The organism is Paenibacillus sp. 2TAF8, from assembly GCF_052114825.1.
In the GTDB taxonomy this organism is placed as follows: Bacteria; Bacillota; Bacilli; order Paenibacillales; family Paenibacillaceae; genus Paenibacillus.
Genome location: NZ_JBFRFN010000014.1, coordinates 1 through 20,825 on the forward strand (window position 1 = coordinate 1; position 20,825 = coordinate 20,825).

Below are 20,825 nucleotides of genomic sequence, written 5' to 3' on the forward strand. Positions count from 1 at the left end.
ACTAATCTGTACCCCTTGTCAAGGACACTTGAAAAAAAGGACTTGAAGTTCATATTAAGCCACAGACAAAAGATGATTTCTGTATTGCACAGGAGTCATCTTTTTACGTCCCCATTGATATCTGTGGTTATTGTAGTAACGTATGTATCGATGGATTTTCTGTTTAAGGATCTCCAAGGAAGGACAGTTTAAGTGATCTACATGGTCTTTCAGATGACCAAAGAAGGATTCCTGCGGCGCATTATCCCAACAGTTTCCTCTTCTAGACATGGATTGTCCTAGCTTGTATTTTTTCAGCAATTTTTGAAAAACAGGGCTTGTATAATGGCTGCCTTGATCGGAATGGATAAAGGCGTCTTTCGGAAGTTTAATTCTTCTCTTTTTAACCAGCTTTTCTATGGTATCTGTAGCTAAATCCAGGGTGATTCGGTTCGATAAATGGTGAGCTAACACTTCACCCGTAGACGCATCCAGTATGGTTGACAAATAGGCCATCTGGGAATGGCCATAAGGGAGGTAGGTGATATCCGTCAGAAGAGCGAGACCTGGGGTTTCTTTTCGAAAGTCCCTTTGCAACAAGTTGGGTAGTGTCCGGTGCTCCTGAGTCGCCTTCGCCATCCGTTTGTATGGATTAGGTTTCCGGTGAGGACAGACCAAACCAAATTTTTTCATTAATCTACGAATTCGTTTGAGATTATACACGATACCAAACTCATGATGGAGTGTCATTTTGATGGAACGTGAACCTTTCTTAAAACCTCGACGATGAAAGGCTTTCTTCACCCATTTAAAGGCGTCCTCATCCCTCTGAGCCTGCTTTAAGCGTGTATCGGCTGCTTGAAGATAGCGATAGTAACCGGAGCTGGAGACCCCTAAGAGCTTACAAAAGTACCGGGTCATCCGCTTTAAACCAAGGCCTATGGCTTGATGGATAAGTTCAAATTTAAGGCTTAAGCTTAGATTTTTTTTCTCTGAGGATAGCCTCCTTTCGTTCTTGTCGAGCTTTTTTAGTAGATCAAGCTGAGATTCGAGAAGTTTAATTTTAGCTTCCTGTTTAGCAATGATTTCAGCAGAAGTCAGTTCTCTTTGCCTAGGGCGTCCAGAGGCTCCTTTTCTGGAGTCGGAGAGCCCAATGATGCCATCTCGTTCATACGCTTTTTTCCAGCGGTCTGCACATTGCTCTACCCGTGTCATGCCAATGAGAGACAGGTCAAATCCCGCCGTCTCAAAAATATCTCTAGGTGTTTTTCCAAGCAAATATTGATCCATGAAAAGGTGTTTGAATTCATCTGTATAGGTCAACGATTTTTCACTAACCTTAGCAATATATGAATTCATAGATAGCATCTCGCGCTCCGTTTTACTAAATAATTTTTTGCTCATATGTCATCCCTCCGATGTATCTTCCAGTATACAAAAAGTACCCATAGCCAGGCACTTTTTTTTTCAAAGTGTCCAGTCTATGGGTACCAGTTTAAAGGTATAGATTCGTCTGATACGCCATCATCAGCAGGATGAGACAGCGGGGATAGACCGAATTGCCAAGAAGTACAAACGCGAAAAGGAGGAGTTGTTGAGATGAAAACGTGGATGAGCAAGTTCCGAATCCTGAGTTTAAGTGTGGCTATTGTTACAGCTTCACTGGGTGGTCTGGGGATGGCAGGAACTTCAGAGGCAGCGCCAAGTGAGGCCTACGAATGGAAAAACGTCGTTACTGGCGGAGGCGGAGGTTTTATACCCGGCATCATCTTTAATGAATCTGAAAAGGACTTGATCTATGCGCGCACTGATATAGGAGGAGCTTATCGCTGGAACCCGGTGGACAGTAGCTGGATTCCGCTTACTGATTTTGTAGGCTGGGACGACTGGAACAATAACGGGGTAGATGCACTCGCTTCCGACCCTGTTGATCCAGATCGGGTGTATATGGCTGTAGGGACGTATACGAACTCATGGGTGAAGGACAACGGATATATCTTCCGTTCCACTGATCGCGGAGATACGTGGGAGAAAACCGAGCTACCTTTCAAGGTAGGGGGGAACATGCCTGGACGTTCCATGGGGGAGCGTCTGGTTGTTGACCCGAATGATAACAGCATTTTGTATTTCGGAGCTCGCAGTGGCAACGGATTATGGAAAAGTACGGATTATGGGGTAACCTGGAGTGAAGTAACCAGTTTTCCGAACCCAGGTAATTATGTTGAAAACCCAGCCAACGAGTATACGAGTGACATTATAGGCTTGGCCTGGATCACCTTTGATGAAAGGAGCGGTTCTGCGGGACAGGCTTCACAAACCATTTATGTCGGCGTAGCTGATAAAAGTGAAAGCATATATCGCAGTACCGACGGGGGCTTGACCTGGAATGCTATTACCGGACAGCCTACAGGTTATCTGCCCCATCACGGAAAAATGGATGTGGATGGAAGTTTGTATATTACGTACAGTAACGGTGCTGGACCCTATGACGGAACGAAAGGGGACGTCTGGAAGCTGAACACAGCAACCGGAGTATGGAAGAATATCAGTCCTGTACCAAGCAGCAATTCGGATAACTATTATGGATATGGCGGTTTGGCCATTGATGCACAGGAGCCTGGCACAATTATGGTTGCTACGCTCAATTCCTGGTGGCCAGATGCCATTTTGTTCCGAAGTAAAGATGGTGGGGACACCTGGACACGCATATGGGACTTTGAAGGGTATCCTGACCGCAAATTCAGATATACGCAGGATATTTCCGCAGCACCTTGGTTAACCTTCGGTGTGAATCCTGCTCCGCCCGAAATTTCACCGAAGCTGGGCTGGATGATTGCTGCGCTGGAGATTGACCCGTTTGATTCGGATCGGTTGATGTATGGAACGGGTGCGACGATTTACGGAACCAACAATCTGACTGATTGGGATGACGACAAGAAAATCAACATTTCGGTCATGGCCAAAGGCATTGAAGAAACCAATGTCATCGATCTGATCAGCCCGCCAAGTGGGGCACATTTAGTTAGCGGATTGGGTGACGTTGCCGGGTTCCGTCATGACGATCTGACTCAAGCTCCAGTCACCATGTTCACCAATCCCAACTATCCTTCAACGGAAAGTCTTGATTTTGCTGAGCTTAGTCCGAACACGATGGTACGTGTGGGCAAAGCAGATTATACTGTTGATCCCAACGCAAAATCGATTGGTTTATCCAGTGATGGAGGAAAAACGTGGTACAAAGCTAGTGCGGAGCCTTCAGGTACAGCAGGAGGCGGAACAGTAGCCATTTCAGCCACAGGCAATCGTCTGTTATGGAGTACATCGGATCGCGGGGTGTTCTACTCTGCTGGCGGTAATTCATGGACGGCAAGTACAGGTATACCTGCGGGAGCCAAAGTGATTTCCGACCGGGTCAATCCTGACAAGTTTTATGGATTTGCCGCAGGTAAGATCTACGTTAGTGTTAATGGTGGAGCAACATTCACAGTATCTCCGGCTTCCGGGCTTCCGGCTGAAGGCAATTCGGATCTCGATGCTGTGCCAGGTGTAGAAGGTGAACTGTGGTTTGCAGGAGGAAGCGAGGAGCAGGGGCCGTATGGCTTGTGGCACTCAACAGACTCTGGAGCTACCTTTACGAAACTTGCCAATGTAGAGGAAGCGGACAGCGTTGGTTTTGGTAAAGCAGCTCCAGGACAAAGTGTTGTCGCCTTGTATATCGTTGCGCAAATCGATGGAACCCGCGGGTTCTTCAGATCGGATGACGGTGGGGCGAACTGGGTGCGGATTAACGATGWTCAGCATCAATACGCGCGCGTAACTACAATTACAGGTGACCCGCGCATTTATGGCAGAGCATATCTCGGTACCAATGGACGAGGAATATTTTATGCGGATCCGGTAAACGGTAATGGCGGCACACCAACGGTACCGAACTCGACAATTACCCCGGTTACAGCTCAATTTGATCTGAATCCGGTTTATCAGGCTAACATCCCTGTCGCGTTAACTCTCAATGGCAATACACTGACTTCGATTCGTAATGGAAACATGTTACTTACGGCTGGCACTGACTATACCGTCGCCGGTAATGAGGTTGTGCTTCAACAAAGCTATTTAGCCACATTGCCTAAAGGGGCTGCTGTGTTGACATTTCAGTTCAGTGCAGGCAATCCTGCAGCGCTGAATCTGACTATTAAGGACACAACGGTTGTGATTCCAGGTGGAACGATTCGCATTGAGATGTACAACGGTACAACGTCAGCTACGGGCAGTTCAATCACTCCCAAATTCAGATTAACCAATACCGGCACGACTCCACTCGATCTGTCCGATGTAAAAATTCGATATTACTATACAATTGACGGTAGTCAGCCTCAAAATTTTTTCTGCGATTGGGCTGCTGCTGGAAGTGCCAACATTACCGGTACGTTTAGTTCCATTACTCCGGCATTGCCAGGAGCGGATCATGTGTTAGAGGTCGGATTCAAGGCTTCAGCTGGGACACTGAACGTAGGACAGAGCACGGAAATACAGACTCGCTTTTCCAAAGACAATTGGACTAATTACAATCAAACAGACGATTACTCCTACGAAGGAACGCGTACCTCTTATGCTGATTGGTCTAAAGTAACAGGATATGTTGTCGGTCAGCTTGAATGGGGAATGGAGCCGTAACATTCTGTTCGTGAATGAATTGACAAAATAAGAATGAAGAAGAGGTCCCAAGATGCCTGAGTAGGTCACGGCGTTTTGGGACTTCTTGTTTTGTCGAATTATAGTGTAAACTATAGGTAGTAACTATTGCTTAAACATAGGATTTAAGATATAACAATATGTACGATTATTATATTGTTCATGTAACCGCTAACAAGGGGAGAATTTGATAACCAACATATAGAGGGCTAAACCGTATAGATATAGAGCGATAGATGAGACAGGGGGGTCGCGATCATGAACCGGTTATGCAAGGTACTGATTGTTGACGATGAATTTTTGGTTAGACAGGGCATCAAACATCACATGAATTGGGAAGCTGAAGGATTTAATATTGTTGGAGAAGCATCCAATGGCGAAGAGGGCTTGCAACAAGTGGAGCGTTTAAAACCGGATATTGTCATCACCGACATTGTAATGCCTGTTATGGACGGTGAAACGTTTGTTCGTACACTCAAAGCGGGGTATCCGCATATTGAGGTCATTGTGCTGAGCAGTTTCAGTGAATTTGAATATGTTCGATCCACGTTGCAGCATGGAGCGGCAGATTACATATTGAAGCCCAAGCTGGACACCAATGAACTTCTGGAAGTGCTAAGACGCACTGCTGGCAAAATACCTGAGCTTCAATACGAGCCTTCTCATGATGGATGGCGGCTTGGCCAATTAATGGAGAAAATGTTGTCTGGCTTTACGCTGGATGAAGACAACGAAATGCCGGTGATTCGGGAAAGTTTCCCGTTAGGTGCTTTTCGTTTACTGGCATTTCAGCCTGCTGATCGCAATTTGAAAAATCAGGATCATGAACAGATTGAAGCCCAAGTCCGGAGTCGTATGCCTGAGATCAAATGTGCCGTTTTACCAGCAGATAGCCGGCTGCCTGTTATGTTGTTAAATGTAAAACCTGAACAAGACGTTGGTATGGTGGACCAGATCAAGAGATGGGCTGAGGAAGCAGGATCTGGGCAAAATACTCCAGTGTGGGTGCTCAGTGAGAGATTTAACTCCTTTGAAAAGATGGGTGGAATCTATCGTGATCGTCTGATTAAATTAATGGAGTTTTCCTTCTATTATACAAATCGTGCAATTTTGATTGATGGTGAGCTTCCCCCGATGCATCCTGCTGGGTATCAATTCAACGTTAATATGTTTTTGCAGCATGTAAAACGCAATCGGGTGGAAACGGCCAAAGAATATTTGCATGAACATGCAGCGACACTCGGGAGAGACTATATTGCTGATGTATTTGAGATCAAATCGTTTCTGGGTAACTTGATCTTCAATGTCACGATTACCCTGGCAGATATGGATGTGCAGTCAGCTGGGCTCGAAGAGAATAAATATACGTACTTTAAAAATGTGGATGGAGCCTCGACCCTTACCGAAGTGATGCTGGTTCTGGATCAATTCATGACGGAGGTTCAGGAATGTGTTTCCGGTTCAGGAGGCAAACGAAGTGACCCGAATATGACCATGTTGCTCGATTACATGCATGCACACTATGATCAGCCATTGGGGCTGTCCGAAGTGGCTAAACATTTCCATTTTAACCCTTCATACCTATCCAGTTACTTCTCTTCACATAAAAAAGAAGGATTTAATGAATATCTGAACAAGATTCGCATTGAAAAAGCGGAGGAATTGCTGCGATCGGATGATGTTACGATATCGGAAATTAGCAGCATGGTGGGATATTCAGATCACAGTTATTTCTGTAAAGTATTCAAAAAATTCACAGGACTATCTCCAAGTCGTTATCGGCGTAAATTTTGGGCTTAACTAGAAATGGATGAGATTACTTCATGAAAAAGTTGAAAAATGGCTTGTCGCGTCTCGGATTATTCCCCAAGCTAATTCTCGTTATGGTTGTAAGCATTGTCCTGGTTTCGGTGCTTATATTGTGGACAACGATTCATATGTCAACCAACCTGTTTACAGAAACGTTCAGTATCACTAATTCGAAGGTGCTCAGTCAGATCAAAACGAATTTTGATGCGTTTAACGACTCCATTGCCGCGGTGACCAACAATGTGGCCCAAAGTGGAGCGATTCGGGGGTTTCTATCGGATGGAGATGGAAATTCGGTTACCATGTCCAGATCGTATTACAGTATGCGTGAAACGATGAAGCGGGTTCAATCCATCATTGAGTTTTATGAAGTAGGTATTACCATTGCGGGTGTCAATGGACGAAGTTTTTCAACCAATCCTTCATACATTCAGAAAACAGCGGAAGAATTAAAACAGGATCAGATCACGAAGGCAGCGACCGAGTCACCGAGCCGTCTGATCTTTGATGACTATCAGGCCCAAACCAAAGAGGGTACATTGCAAATGATCTCTGCGACCAAAGCGCTGACGGATCGAGCGAGGAACCGGATTTACGGTACCGTTTATATAACGATGAGAGAAGAGTCATTTCGTAATTTTTATGCCAATTTTACAAGTCGAGGCAATGATGTCGTCATTATGAACGAAAAAGGGGAGATCGTATCCTCGAACCGGGAAGACTGGATCGGTACGACTCAACGTGAACTGTTATCTTATGCCAAGACGATGAATGAGACAGCACCCAAAAATATTACGGCACGAGTCATGGGGCAGGAAAGCATCATCGTATCTGAATATTTACCGTTTTACCGTTTGTACATGGTGAACATCGTGGATAAGGAATCTGCGATGGGACAGCTGATTGATATGAAAACGGTCGCCTTGATCTGCGCTGCGATTGTGTTTGCGGCTCTGTTGCTGGTGTTCCTGATTACGAGTCAGATGACGAAGTCGCTACGTAGACTGGTCAAACAGATGTCCAACATTACGAAGAGTGATCTGGATAACTATATCCCGATCAGTGGAAGTTATGAGAGCAGACAACTGGGTCATGCATACAATTACATGTTAGATGAACTACATGATTATGTGGACCAGTTGGTACAGACGCAGCGGGAGCAACGTAATGCCGAGCTCGCGGCGCTGCAAAGCCAGATTAACCCTCATTTCCTGTATAACACCCTCGCTTCTGTCAAAGTTCTGGTGCAGCAAGGCAATAAAGATCGGGCTGCGGAAACGATTAATGCGCTAATTGGTTTGTTGCAAAATACGATTAGCGATGTCAGAGAAACGGTACCGGTAGAGCAAGAGGTCGAGAACCTGAAAAATTATGTCTTCATCAACCATGTGCGTTATGGCGGACGGATCAAAGCGGCTTTTTACGTAGCTCCGGATTGCACGCACTATCATGTCCCCAAGCTGGTGATTCAGCCATTTATCGAAAATGCCTTCTTCCATGGGTTTATCAAAAAAGAAACGGGCACGATCCATGTGATGGTTTCCCGCGCAGGGGAATCACTGGTTTGCGAGATCATGGATAATGGAGATGGTATTGAAGGACTTAATATGGAGGGGGCACTGCCCAATCCAAAGAATAACCGTCAGCTGTTCAGCGGAATAGGTATCCGAAACGTCCATGACCGAATTGAACTTCTGTATGGCTCACCTTATGGTGTGACGATTATGAGCACCGTTGGCGAGGGGACGAGAGTCACTGTAACGCTGCCGCTGATTACAAGTTAAAAAGATTATAGAAATTCCAAAATGACATGAACCCTTCATTTCTGAAGTCCAGAGATGAGGGGTTTTTCGCATGCAAATTCATGGACTTTTTGCATAGTTGTAAAATTTTCAGCTCAAAATAGTACAAAATCAAAAGAAAGTACAAAAAACTAAAGTATGTGCAACCGTTTTCTGTAAAGGTTTTCATTGTGGCAATAAGAAGACAAATCTACACAAAATTTTTACTAACGAATGGAGAAATGGGAATGATAAGATGAATACATCGAAAGCAACCGCTTTCAGAAAACGCAAACAAATTTACAAACAAAGAGGTCGAAGGGGAGTTGAATGTTTTGAAAAAAATGTGGGTATTGATGCTCGTAACCGTATTGCTTTTGTCCGCATGTTCATCCGGCGGTGGAGGTAAAGAAGCTGCTAACGGTGCTGGCGGAGAGAAAGCAAAAGAAATTACGATCTGGGCTTGGGATAAAGCATTTAACGTCGCTGCTCTGGAGCAAGCTAAAGCCATTTATCAAAAAGAAAACCCTGATCTGAAAATCAACATCATTGAGAACGCTCAAGATGCGATCATTCAGAAGCTGAACACTGGATTGAACTCCGGAACAAGCAGCGGTCTGCCAAACGTAGTTCTGATTGAAGACTATCGTGCACAAAGCTTCCTGAGCGCTTATCCAGATGCGTTCAAGGATTTGTCTTCAACAATCAAAGCATCCGATTTTGCAGAGTATAAAATTGGACCAACTTCTTATGAAGGTAAACAATACGGTATTCCGTTTGACTCCGGCGTAGCTGGTTTGTACTACAGAACAGACTTGCTTGAGGAAGCAGGCTACAAAGCTGCTGACCTGCAAGATATCACGTGGGATGATTACATCAAAATCGGTGAAGCTGTAAAAGCAAAAACAGGTAAAGAGCTTCTTTCTCTTGACCCGAACGATCTGGGTATCATCCGTATGATGATCCAAACTGCAGGTAAATGGTACACAGCTGAAGATGGTAAAACACCTGATCTGAACAATAACCCTGCATTGAAAGAAGCTTTTGAAACATACAAAAAAATGATGGATGCTAACGTTGTTAAATTGCACTCCGACTGGAGCCAATTCGTTGCCAACGCAAACAGCGGTGCTGTAGCAACAATTCCTACAGGTAACTGGTTCTCACCATCCGTTCGTCAAGAAGCTTCCCAATCCGGTAAATGGGCTGTAGCTCCAATGCCAAAAATGGCTGGTCAAGCAAACTCTGTACACGCATCCAACTTGGGTGGTAGCTCATGGTATATCATGAACGATGTTCCAGGTGCAGATCAAGCGGCTGACTTCATGGCTAAAACGTTTGGTTCAGACAAAGAGTTGTATCAAGAATTGTTGACTAAAATCGGTGCAATCGGTACGTACACACCAGCTGTTGATGGTGATGCATACAACAAACCAGACGAATTCTTCGGTGGTCAAAAAATCTTCGCTGATTTCGCTAACTGGACAAAAGAAATTCCAAAAGTAAACTATGGTAGCAACACTTATGCAATTGAAGATATCTTGGTTGTTGAAATGCAAGCATACCTGAACGGTAAATCAATCGACGACGTTCTGAATGATGCACAAAAACAAGCTGAGGCACAATTAAACTAATATCCCAAGGTAACTTATAGAACCTAGGAAACAACGGAGCCGTCTCCCTTGTCTAGCGCAAGTCGAGCTGGACATGGCGAGAGGCTCTGTAGGTTCTAACCATGTTGCATGGAGAGAGAGGAGCCATACTGTGAAAGCCATAAATACAGGAGACAGTCTCCAAAAGAAAAATAATTTGACTGGATGGGCTTTTGTTTTGCTGGCTGTTGTCGGAATTGTAGCATTCTACTTCTATCCGATGATTCAAGCGCTGCTCTTATCATTCAAGTCAGGCAAAGGTGCCAACCTTGAGTTTTCGGGCCTCGCAAACTACAAAAGATTGCTCGTTGATACCACGTTCCGTACGGCATTATCCAACACGTTTATTTACTTAATCATTCAAGTACCTCTAATGATCATTCTCGGTTTGTTCATTTCCGTATTGCTGAATGACAGCACACTGCGTTTCCGCAGCTTTTTCCGTACTGCAATCTTCTTGCCTTGTGTAACTTCACTTGTTGCTTATTCGGTTGTATTCAAATATTTGTTTGCACCGGATGGTATGGTGAACCAGGCATTGCTGGGGATGCACATTATCGGCACTCCAATTCAATGGATTACTGACCCGTTCTGGGCTAAAATTACGATCATAATCGCCGTTACTTGGCGTTGGACCGGATATAATATGATTTTCTATTTGTCATCCTTGCAGAACATTGATCAATCGATCTATGAAGCAGCGAAGATTGACGGAGCGAATGCTTTCACTCAATTTTTCAAAATTACTGTACCATTGCTTAAACCGATCATTCTCTTCACGTCCATTACATCAACGATTGGTACATTGCAAATCTTCGATGAAATTATGAATATTACCAAAGGTGGTCCGGGTAACGCGACCATGTCGATCTCACAATACATCTACAACCTTTCGTTCAAATATTCACCGGACTTCGGTTATGCAGCAACCGTTTCGTATTCTATTGTAATTCTGATCATTATATTGTCCATCATTCAGTTTAAAGTGGCAGGTGATAATAAAAATGGCTAAACCAAGAGCAAAACGCATTTTCACATATGTTTTCCTGTCTCTCGTCGCTTTTATTTCCATCTTCCCGTTTTTCTGGATGATCGTCAGCGCTACAAACAAATCGGTAGACGTGACTAAAGGTACTTTGTTGCCTGGCTCTGCTCTAATCGATAACCTTAACAAACTGCTTGACGAAACGAATCTGATTCAGGCACTGGGGAATTCAGCGATTATCTCGATCGTTTCCACGATTCTGGCTTTGTTGATTGGTTCCATGGCAGGTTACGGGTTTGAAGTATATCGTACGAAATCCCGCGATATCGTGTTTAACATCTTGTTGATGTCGATGATGATCCCGTTTGCAGCGATTATGATTCCGCTCTATCGGATGTTTGCAACCATTTCGAGTGCAGCACCGGCAATCGGTATTAATACGATGGCTTCGGTTATTATCCCGACCATCACAACAGCGTTCCTGATCTTCTTCTTCCGTCAGAACACCAAAATGTTCCCGAAAGACTTGCTGGAAGCAGGACGTATTGACGGTCTGAGTGAACTAGGGATTTTCTTGAAAATCTATATGCCTACGATGAAAACAACATATGCAGCAGCAGCGATCATTACATTCATGAGCAGCTGGAATAACTACCTGTGGCCGCTCATCGTATTACAAACTCCGGATCAGCAGACCATTCCGCTCCTGATCTCCAACCTGGGTGCAGGTTATGCTCCGGATTACGGGGTTATCATGACCGCAGTTGTTATTGCAACACTGCCAACAGCAATTGTGTTCTTCATCATGCAAAAACACTTTGTTGCAGGTATGGTTGGTTCCGTAAAATAAGCATAAGTGCATATCACGTCCAATTGGACGAATGCAGGAAAGAAGGGAGGACGCCTGTACAGGCGTACCTCTATCTTTTTTGTATAGATGCAGATCGAGAAACTGAGCGTAAACTTCAATGTACTCACAACGAAAACTCATAACGACGTATTATAGAGGGAGAGAGAGCCGATGAAAGCAACAAAGGCAGATATCAACTGGTTAGGTGACGTAAGTGTATTTGAGGTCAACCGTCTTCATGCGTATTCCGATCACCGTTATTACAGCACGATGGAGGAGGCAAAGGCCTCCGCTACGATGTCAATGCGTTACGATTTGAATGGAACATGGAAATTCAACTATGCGATTCGTCCGGATTGCCGTCCAGAATTATTTTATTCTTCCGAGTACTCCAGCGAAGGCTGGGATGATATTGAAGTGCCAGGACATATCCAGCTTCAAGGGTACGGACAGATTCAATATGTGAACACGCAATATCCGTGGGATGGATTGAATGAACTTCGTCCGCCGGCTCTGCCACAGGATAAAAACGCAGTAGGTAGCTACATTCGTACATTCCATCTGCCAACAGGCTGGGAAGCAAACCCGGTATACATTTCATTTCAAGGTGTGGAATCCGCATTTTATGTGTGGCTTAACGGTCAATTTGTGGGATATGGGGAAGACAGCTTCACACCATCAGACTTTGACCTGACACCGTTCCTCCAAGATGGAGAGAACAAACTGGCAGTTGAAGTGTATCAACGTAGCACAGGCAGCTGGTTAGAGGATCAGGACTTCTGGCGTTTCTCCGGTATTTTCAGAGATGTGTATCTGTATACTGTTCCGGCTGCACACATTCGTGATGTTCATGTGCGTACGGATTTGGATGCTTCCTATACAAACGGTTCGTTGGAACTAGATTTGAAACTGGAAGGAAAAGCGGCAGCAGGCGCGCGGATCGAAGCTGAACTTATGGACAAGGACGGAAATACAGTCAAAAGTTTTGGCGGTAATGTCGTTGATAATGGTCTGGTTCAACTTCGCGAAGAAATCGGTAAAGTAAACCTTTGGAGCGCAGAGATTCCGTATCTGTATCGTCTGTACATCCGTGTGTATGATGCAGCAGGCAACCTTGTGGAAGTTGTTCCTCAAGCTGTTGGTTTTCGTAAATTCGAAATGATCGACAAAGTGATGCACATTAATGGAAAGCGTATTGTGTTCAAAGGCGTAAACCGTCACGAGTTCAACCCGCGTCGTGGTCGTGCGATCACGAAGGAAGACATGCTGTGGGATGTACGTACGATCAAGCAAAACAATATGAATGCAGTTCGTACATCACATTATCCGAACCAAAGCCTGTGGTATGAGCTCTGCGATGAGTACGGACTTTACGTTATTGATGAGATGAACCTGGAAACTCACGGTTCTTGGCAAAAGCTTGGTGCGGTAGAGCCTTCTTGGGTAATCCCTGGCGATAAGCCGGAATGGCATGACATTGTTATGGATCGTGCAATTTCGATGGTCGAGCGTGACAAAAACCATCCGTCCATTCTGATCTGGTCTTGTGGTAACGAATCTCACGGTGGTGAAGTGATCTACAAGGTGTCACAATACTTCAAATCGGCAGATCCAACACGTATGGTTCATTACGAAGGGGTGTTCCACGACCGCCGTTTCAATGACACAAGCGACATGGAATCTCGGATGTATGCAAAACCGGCTGACATCGAAGAGTTCCTGAACGATAACCCGACCAAACCTTATATTAGCTGTGAGTATATGCACGCGATGGGTAACTCCATTGGTGGTATGCATAAATACACGGAACTGGAAGACAAATACCCAATGTATCAAGGTGGCTTCATCTGGGATTACATCGACCAATCGATCTACAAAAAAGATCGTTACGGTAAAGAATACCTGGCATACGGTGGTGATTTTGGGGATCGTCCATCAGACTATTCGTTCTGCGGCAACGGGATTGTACACGCAGATCGTAAAGTGACAGCTAAAATGCAGGAGGTTAAATTCCTGTATCAGAACATTAAACTGTTCCCAAGCCGTGACGGCGTTAAAATTGTGAACCAGAACCTGTTCGCAGATACTTCCGCGTTTGAACTGGTGTACAGCCTCGAGCGTGAAGGACATGAAGTATTGCGCGGCACACTGGATGTAAATGTCGCTGCGGAGAGTGAGACCGTGGTAGAGCTTCCTTTAAATGCAAAGGCTCTTGAAGGCGGCGAATACGCTGTAAACGTGGCGTTTGTACTGAAAGAAGCAACGCTGTGGGCTGACAAAGGTGACGAAGTAGCATTTGGCCAGTTTATTTTCACACAAGAAGGTAGCCAAGCCTCTGTTGCAACGGATAAAAACGTTGTGAGCGATATTCAGGTGGTTGAAGGTGACGTCAACATCGGCGTTCGCGTTGGTCAGACGCATGCATTGTTCTCCAAGCAGTTTGGAACACTGGTTTCCCTGAAATTCTCCGGACGCGAAACGATTGCGATCCCACCTGCACCATTGTTCTGGCGTGCAGCGACAGACAATGATAAAGGTACAGCAATGGGCTTTGAGCTTGGTGCATGGTATGCTGCCAGCCTATTGCCGCGTTCTGTAGAATGGAAACATGAGCAAAAATCGGATCAATACCGGATTGAGTTCACATATAAATTGAACATCTCAGCCGATGTAGATGTGAAAGTAATCTATACGGTGCTTGCGGATGGAAGTGTACATGTGCATAACACGTACAAAGGTACCGAAGGTTTGCCAAACCTGCCAATCCACGCATTGTCGTTCAGAACGTCTCCAGATTATGAGAACGTGGAATGGTTGGCGATGGGACCAGAGGAAAACTATTCGGATCGCGCATTTGGCGCACGTCTAGGCATCCATGGCAGCAAGGTAGCCGATACGATGGCTCCATATCTTGTACCGCAGGAGTCGGGCAACCGTACAGGTGTACGCTGGGCTAAGCTGACGGACAATGCAGGACGTGGTTTCAAAATCGAAGCTTCCGGTACACCAGTAGAGTTGAATGTATCACCATATACAGCGTTTGAATTGGAGAATGCGCAGCATGTGTATGAGTTGCCACCCGTGCATTACACTGTTGTTACGGTAGCCGGCAAACAAATGGGTGTTGGCGGTGACGATAGCTGGGGCGCTCCGGTACATCCGGAATATCAAATCCCTTCCAATGGTGAGCTGAGCTTTGAATTCGTTATTCGTTCACTGTAAAGGAAGAAAGTGTGTGGCGTGAAGAACAAGTGCTGTTACCATTGTGTCAATGTAGCAGTAACCAGAGACTTGAAGCATGAGAAATTTAAGGCAGAGGTTCCCCCTAGATGGGAGCCTCTGTTTTTTTGGGTTTTAGTATATAAGAGCAGTATGTAGGCAAGGCCTGAATTTTGCCGCAATGAAACCGTTCTCGTTCCATTTCGTAATGTAGAGGACAAAGAGACTGAGGAGGGGACAGGATGAGCAGGAAAGCAAAAACAGGGGTTTGGGTGATGGTGATAGCCGTCCTGGGAATCATTGTTGGATCATTTATTTGGTATTTTAATACGGCTTCCGGTGAACGCGCACTTAAAACGATGAGATCGAATAATGCTGGTGGGTTGGAACGTGTAGTGAAGGTGTATAGCAATTCAGGAGAATTGATTCAGACGTACGAAGGCAAGATTGATGTACAGGATACGGAGTACGGCAATAAAGTACTGTTTGACCTGAATGGGAAACGTATTGTGATCTATAATGCAACGATTGTGACGGAAGAAAAGTGAAGAGGGCTGGGCAATCAGGAGCGAGAAACAAAAATTAAAAAGACATGATTGTGTATTTATAGTAAAATGAAGGAAAAAAGTAAGGATTGAATAATATGCAAACGATGGTGTTACTCGTTTTTCTTGCAATATTGGGTATGGTTGCTTTCTACAGCTCAATTGCTTATTTCTTAATTCGCTTGATTTCAAAAAGGGCTTTTAAAGTGATGCTAACCAAGTTGGAAATAGTAGAAATCATATCTTGGCTTGCACTGATTTTTGTTGCCTTCTCTTCGATCAGATCGGGATCATCTTCTACGTTTTTGTCGTGTCTCATACTTCTCGTAACTTCGATGAATATGCGAATTTCCAATCGCAAACAAAGAGAACGCGTTAAACAAGAATCTTGAGTTGTTGAGACAAGGAGGTTGTGCTTTGATTCTGGACAAAACAACCGATACGTCAGGGCTGACCCAAGTTGCGGGCCTATCCGATGAATTGCAGCCTGTTTTTGACAAAGCCGCTGAAAAGTATGCTTCGTGTGACATTGAACTGTACTTTGTGTTCCGCTGCCTTCCCGATGAATACGGGCGCAAATCAAGTGCGAGATACGTAAAGGCAGAAAAGGTGATCTATTTCGATATGACGGTTAGCGAAGACCGTTATAAGACCTGGAGCAAAAGTAAACAGCGACATGCATTAAGCCATGCGTTTTATACATTGCTAAGCGAAAAGATAAGGAAGTATAAGATAGATCACCTGGAAATGAATACATTTATTACAGATATGGGCGTGTGGCTTCAGGAAATTGGGTGGCTGCAGACGGAAGAGGAAGCAGAGCTGGATGATATGCAGGAGAAGTATGAGTAGAAACCGATGAGTTCAATGATTCTTAGAGTATCCTACAAGAAATAAGTGAAATGTCAAAATAGTAGCATCTGGCCGACTGATTAGTCGGTTTTTTTATTAATAGACAAAGTAGAGCATTTCTAAGCAAGAAGATCATGAAGGGTTCTTTTACACTGTAGAAGAAAGGAGATGAGAGATCCTGGAAATATTTAAACTGCTTCACCAATCGATTGATTATGTGGAACGACATCTTCATTTGCCGATTGAGATTGAAGATATTGCTAGGGCAGGCTTGAGTTCGAAATTCCATTTTCAGCGAATGTTTCATGCAGTAACCGGCGTAACGGTTACCCAGTACGTAAGAAATAGAAGGCTTACACTTGCGGCTCAGGAGTTAGCGGGAACAAACTGTAAAGTTATTGATGTTGCACTTAAGTATGGTTATGAAAGTCCAGCAGCATTTACAAAAGCGTTCCAAAGGATGCATGGGGTAACACCTCTTGAGGCGAAGAAAATGAATGTGAAACTTAAAGCATTTCCTCGAATCTCCTTTCAAATTCAGGTTAGAGGGGAATCAGAGATGGATTATCGAATTGTTGAGGAAAAAGGCTCTACTGTATTTGGAAAAAGTGTTATCATCCATTAAGATGCTTATAAAGAGATCCCCGTATTTGTGGAGGGAATTTGGAAAGATGGGACTCATGGTCAGATACTCGAGTTGTTAGAGAAACCGGATGGAACATTGCTATATGGGTATCATTATGATTTTGCTGAGGATGGTTCGAAGCGGTATTTGATGGGGGCAGAAGCACCAGAGGACATTCAGGTACCGGATGAATTTACCGTTCTTCATATACCTGATCAAACTTATGCCGTTTTGACAGCCGAGGTACGATGACAGATGATGTCGAGATTGATCTAGGTATTCAGGATATTTGGAAACGGATCTACACCGAGTGGTTCCCGTCAACGAGTTTTGAACAAGTGGAAGGACCCTGTATAGAGAAATATTACTGGGTGGATGATAAGCATCAAAATTTCATCACCGAGGTATGGATTCCAGTTCGTAAAATTGCAGAGGACATTAAATCATTTTAAGCCTCACTTAAAAGGTGATTCCTGTATTGCACAGGAGTCATTTTTTTATGTTCTCCTTAATATATGTCAGAATGCGAGACCTGGACTTCTTTTTATTAGATACCACATGATTTCCATGTTTGGATATTCAAACACATCAACTTTCTTATATAGTAATATTAAGAAAATATAAACAACAAGGAACCGATGGATATGCCAATGATGTTTTTTTATGCTTCCTGTAGCGATTTTGGGAAATTGAAGAAGGGTATATCTATTTCTTTTGAGAAAGAAGGTTGGAAATCTTGGTGACGAATGCACTATTAAGAGGTGGGATACCTTTCGTAATTATGAGCGGTATCGCTCTGATCCTTTATTCTCAAGGAAAATATGCTGACGCTAAAGGCACATTTGTTGCAAGTCTGATTGCTCTTTTTGTCGGTGCTGCAACTGTTATTTATAACATAGAACATTGGAGTTTGGCGAAAAAAAGCGGTATCCATTTTATTCTAATGCTTGTAACCATTTATCCGATCTTGATGTTAAGTGGCTGGTTTACGATTAATTCTGTTTTCGATGCTTTTAAAGTTTTCCTGATTTTTATTTTTGTTGGGATCATTTTATGGTCTGTACTTTTCACATTAACCCAATTTTTCTCTCGATAAATTGCTCAACAAAAAGAAGCCCTCTTTCGAGAGCTTCTTTTTCATGGGAGAGGAGAAACCGGACGAAGAGCTTATGGGGAAACGTAAGTCTTCTCCGCGGTTGTCTACGACACTTGTGATGTCGATAATTATAGAATAGCCTAAAGGTTTCCTTTTTATACATATCCGTCAACAATTTTTTGTATAGGCAGAAGCAGTGTTTTTCAAACAGAACCGGAGTGTGGTACGATAGATTTATCAATAAACTTACATAGAGAGAAAAGGTGACACATTCGTGAGAGTGGTATCTGGAAGTGCGAAGGGCAGACCGCTGAAGGCTGTTCCCGGCACAGGTACGCGTCCAACCACTGATAAGGTGAAGGAAGCGTTGTTTAGTATGATTGGCCCTTATTTTGAGGGCGGAGCAGCATTGGATCTGTTTGCAGGCAGTGGAGGTCTCGGCATCGAGGCGCTGAGCCGCGGCATGGACAAGGCTGTTTTTGTTGATCTGGAACCGAAAAGTATTGAAGTGATCCGCGAAAATCTGAAGGCGACGAAGCTGGAGGGTCAGGCGGCTGTATATCGAAATGATGCAGGTCGTGCGCTCAAAGCACTGGCCAAACGTAACATGACATTTGATCTGGTGTTTCTCGATCCGCCCTATCGCATGAAGAACGGACACGAGTTAATGTTAACGATGCACGAACTGGAACTGCTTGAAGAGGGTGCAACCATGGTGCTTGAGTATGAATCCAAACATGAATACCCGGAGCAATTTGGCCCGTTTGAACAGACGCGTAAAGCGGTGTACGGGGAGACAGCTGTATCCATTTACGATTATGTACCCGGTGCGGCAGAGGATGAAGAAAACAGCATCACAGAAGAGGAGGCTCCTCATGACTGAAATGATCCATCGGCAGGAACGCATTGCCGTATACCCAGGAAGCTTTGATCCCGTAACGATGGGACATCTCGACATTATTGCGAGAGCGTCTAAACAGTTTGATCGTGTCATCGTCGCTGTATTGAACAATATGAGTAAAAATCCGCTGTTCACGGTAGAGGAACGCAAAGAGTTAATTCTCACTGTAACCAGCCACCTGCCAAATGTGGAAGTGGATAGCTTCCGTGATCTGACCGCTAATTATGTACGGCAAAAGGAAGCGCAGGTTATCGTTCGCGGCATCCGCTCCGTAACCGATTTTGAGTATGAGTTGCAACTCGCGTCAACCAACAGCAAGTTGAACCCGGATGCGGAAACGATTTTTATGATGACCAACCCGAAATACTCCTACCTCAGTTCCAGTATCGTTAAAGAAATCGCCCACTATCATGGGGATGTAACGGATCTGGTATCGCCTGAAGTAGAAGCAGCACTTCGTCAGAAGATCAGCGAGAAAAAAAGCGGTTAATCCATATAGTAAGACCTGAAAGAGCAATCATCACCCCGAGAAGTAAAGAGAGGCTTATCATTGCCGCAGGGAAGGTGCTCCAGATCTTTGGTAATGTACTCGTGGTATCTGAAGAATACAGGAATGCCCAAGAGAATAAAGAGTCTGAGCGCTTCACTGCGACGGTCTGCCAGGTAGTCCAAACTTCTGTGGTCGTTCGGCTAAATGGCTCCCATAACCAGAGGGTAAGGCAGAAGGCAGTTAATCCGTGTCCCAATCGAACGAGTACAAAAAACAGTATGGATTGCAGTCCAGGAATCGCTGTCCTCAGCATCGATGAGACTTGTAAATGCGAGCATAATCCACCCCAGCCAAGTGCTCCTGCCAGAAATGCCAGAAGTATGGTGGGAGCTAGTAGCGTTTTGCTGATGTGATATGTGCCCAGATGAAGTTCAAGCAAGGATGGCCAAAATGTGGCTGAAATTCCAGGGGTTAGATAAATCGAGAGTAACCGAATAAATACAGCAAAAACGATGATATAACCTCCGGTTAACAATAGTGTCTGTACTGCCTGGGATACGGTATCGCCCAGCAATTTGCCAAAACCTCGTGCATCCCGGCTATGTGCTTCTCTGGCTGCAAGCAACATACGAGAACCGATATTGCTGTTTCGAGCCTCTGGAGGTAAGGAGGACGGCTGACTTTTCGCCGTCTGTGCTTGATTGTGGGCTAATGTTTGAGATTGGGCGCTTTTGTTGGGTGATGACGAGCCTGAGAAAAGATTTTTTTTGTGAGATGATGGGAGGAGACGAATGCCGACAGCCGCTGCGATCCAGCCGCTAATCCAGTGTATAATCAGTAGAAAATATCCGGCGGCAGGCTGATGAAGAAAAGCGCCTCCCACAACGAGCAGAATCATCATCGGATTGGCAAAATGAGCTGCCGCAGCAATAATAACCGCCTGTCTGGCGGTCATTTGTTGATCCTTGACTAATCGGGATACCGCATCAGCAGCGGCCGGAAATCCTCCACACATGCCTACGGCGAGAGCGAAGCCGGAGTGGCCGGGCAGTTTGAACAAACGACGCATTAAGGGTTCCAACAACACGCCCAAAGCGTGGGTAAAGCCAAACGCGGTCAGCATTTGTGATAACATCAGGAATGGCAACAGAGCAGGAAATACAATTTTCCACCAGATGTCCAGACCTTGAATCGAGGCATCAAACGCATCCTTTGGAGATGCAACTATTGCAATAACCAGCAAGAAAGCACTACTGCTCAGAAATACGGTTCGCAATAAACCCGGACTTCGAACCTCACTTGATACGGACATCGTTTCACCTCATATCGATTAATGCCTTTCAGGCATT

15 protein-coding genes and 1 pseudogene are annotated in these 20,825 nt (G+C 44.6%); 14 read left to right on the forward strand and 2 right to left on the reverse strand.

Features of this window, described 5'->3' with window-relative positions; translation table 11 throughout:
• Nucleotides 1-54: 54 nt before the first annotated feature.
• On the reverse strand, nucleotides 55-1,383 hold the full coding sequence (locus AB4Z30_RS19780; RefSeq protein WP_441929210.1) for an IS3 family transposase: 1,329 nt from the start codon (nucleotides 1,381-1,383) through the stop codon (nucleotides 55-57).
• A 195-nt stretch (nucleotides 1,384-1,578) separates the two neighbouring features.
• On the opposite strand from AB4Z30_RS19780, the gene AB4Z30_RS19785 reads away from it, so the two are divergent.
• The 14 genes and pseudogenes from AB4Z30_RS19785 (at nucleotide 1,579) to coaD (ending at nucleotide 19,476) form a co-directional block, all read left to right on the forward strand.
• Nucleotides 1,579-4,653 (forward strand): X2-like carbohydrate binding domain-containing protein, encoded by a 3,075-nt coding sequence (locus tag AB4Z30_RS19785; protein ID WP_441929211.1) that lies wholly within the window; start codon nucleotides 1,579-1,581, stop codon nucleotides 4,651-4,653.
• Nucleotides 4,654-4,929: 276 nt separating this feature from the next.
• Nucleotides 4,930-6,471 (forward strand): response regulator transcription factor, encoded by a 1,542-nt coding sequence (locus tag AB4Z30_RS19790; protein WP_441929212.1) that lies wholly within the window; start codon nucleotides 4,930-4,932, stop codon nucleotides 6,469-6,471.
• Between the two features lie 23 nt (nucleotides 6,472-6,494).
• Entirely contained in the window at nucleotides 6,495-8,264 is a 1,770-nt protein-coding gene (locus AB4Z30_RS19795) for a cache domain-containing sensor histidine kinase (protein ID WP_441929213.1), read from the forward strand.
• Nucleotides 8,265-8,596: 332 nt separating this feature from the next.
• The gene (locus tag AB4Z30_RS19800) at nucleotides 8,597-9,895 is read left to right on the forward strand and encodes an extracellular solute-binding protein (protein WP_441929214.1); all 1,299 of its coding nucleotides are present in this window, start codon (nucleotides 8,597-8,599) and stop codon (nucleotides 9,893-9,895) included.
• A 130-nt stretch (nucleotides 9,896-10,025) separates the two neighbouring features.
• Complete coding sequence (locus AB4Z30_RS19805; RefSeq protein ID WP_221790616.1) at nucleotides 10,026-10,925, forward strand: carbohydrate ABC transporter permease; 900 nt, start codon at nucleotides 10,026-10,028, stop codon at nucleotides 10,923-10,925.
• Entirely contained in the window at nucleotides 10,918-11,748 is an 831-nt protein-coding gene (locus AB4Z30_RS19810; RefSeq protein ID WP_441929215.1) for a carbohydrate ABC transporter permease, read from the forward strand. The genes AB4Z30_RS19805 and AB4Z30_RS19810 overlap by 8 nt, the downstream gene beginning before the upstream one ends.
• 171 nt (nucleotides 11,749-11,919) lie before the next feature.
• Nucleotides 11,920-14,970 (forward strand): glycoside hydrolase family 2 TIM barrel-domain containing protein, encoded by a 3,051-nt coding sequence (locus tag AB4Z30_RS19815; protein WP_441929216.1) that lies wholly within the window; start codon nucleotides 11,920-11,922, stop codon nucleotides 14,968-14,970.
• Nucleotides 14,971-15,209: 239 nt separating this feature from the next.
• The gene (locus AB4Z30_RS19820; RefSeq protein ID WP_441929217.1) at nucleotides 15,210-15,515 is read left to right on the forward strand and encodes a hypothetical protein; all 306 of its coding nucleotides are present in this window, start codon (nucleotides 15,210-15,212) and stop codon (nucleotides 15,513-15,515) included.
• 414 nt (nucleotides 15,516-15,929) lie between these two features.
• Nucleotides 15,930-16,364, forward strand: coding sequence for a hypothetical protein (locus AB4Z30_RS19825; protein ID WP_441929218.1), 435 nt, complete (start codon nucleotides 15,930-15,932; stop codon nucleotides 16,362-16,364).
• A 235-nt stretch (nucleotides 16,365-16,599) separates the two neighbouring features.
• A complete protein-coding gene (locus tag AB4Z30_RS19830) occupies nucleotides 16,600-16,989 on the forward strand; it encodes a helix-turn-helix transcriptional regulator (RefSeq protein ID WP_441929219.1) in 390 nt (129 codons plus the stop codon).
• 27 nt (nucleotides 16,990-17,016) lie between these two features.
• Nucleotides 17,017-17,441: pseudogene (locus tag AB4Z30_RS19835) on the forward strand (GyrI-like domain-containing protein).
• 287 nt (nucleotides 17,442-17,728) lie between these two features.
• Entirely contained in the window at nucleotides 17,729-18,085 is a 357-nt protein-coding gene (locus AB4Z30_RS19840; protein WP_441929323.1) for a DUF3021 family protein, read from the forward strand.
• A 274-nt stretch (nucleotides 18,086-18,359) separates the two neighbouring features.
• Nucleotides 18,360-18,968, forward strand: a complete 609-nt coding sequence (gene rsmD, locus AB4Z30_RS19845) for a 16S rRNA (guanine(966)-N(2))-methyltransferase RsmD (protein WP_441929220.1) — start codon at nucleotides 18,360-18,362, stop codon at nucleotides 18,966-18,968.
• Nucleotide 18,969: 1 nt separating this feature from the next.
• Nucleotides 18,970-19,476 (forward strand): pantetheine-phosphate adenylyltransferase, encoded by a 507-nt coding sequence (gene coaD / locus AB4Z30_RS19850; RefSeq protein ID WP_441929324.1) that lies wholly within the window; start codon nucleotides 18,970-18,972, stop codon nucleotides 19,474-19,476.
• Here coaD and AB4Z30_RS19855 read toward each other — a convergent pair.
• Nucleotides 19,454-20,788: a nucleoside recognition domain-containing protein gene (locus tag AB4Z30_RS19855; protein ID WP_441929221.1), complete on the reverse strand. Its 1,335-nt coding sequence runs from the start codon at nucleotides 20,786-20,788 to the stop codon at nucleotides 19,454-19,456. The genes coaD and AB4Z30_RS19855 overlap by 23 nt on opposite strands.
• Nucleotides 20,789-20,825: the final 37 nt, after the last annotated feature.

Coding starts and splice junctions, on each gene's coding strand:
- AB4Z30_RS19815 (WP_441929216.1), top strand. CDS start 11,920: ATGAAAGCAACAAAGGCAGATATCAACTGGTTAGGTGACGTAAGTGTA.
- AB4Z30_RS19780 (WP_441929210.1), bottom strand. CDS start 1,383: ATGAGCAAAAAATTATTTAGTAAAACGGAGCGCGAGATGCTATCTATG.
- AB4Z30_RS19790 (WP_441929212.1), top strand. CDS start 4,930: ATGAACCGGTTATGCAAGGTACTGATTGTTGACGATGAATTTTTGGTT.
- AB4Z30_RS19820 (WP_441929217.1), top strand. CDS start 15,210: ATGAGCAGGAAAGCAAAAACAGGGGTTTGGGTGATGGTGATAGCCGTC.
- AB4Z30_RS19795 (WP_441929213.1), top strand. CDS start 6,495: ATGAAAAAGTTGAAAAATGGCTTGTCGCGTCTCGGATTATTCCCCAAG.
- AB4Z30_RS19855 (WP_441929221.1), bottom strand. CDS start 20,788: ATGTCCGTATCAAGTGAGGTTCGAAGTCCGGGTTTATTGCGAACCGTA.
- AB4Z30_RS19810 (WP_441929215.1), top strand. CDS start 10,918: ATGGCTAAACCAAGAGCAAAACGCATTTTCACATATGTTTTCCTGTCT.
- coaD (WP_441929324.1), top strand. CDS start 18,970: ATGATCCATCGGCAGGAACGCATTGCCGTATACCCAGGAAGCTTTGAT.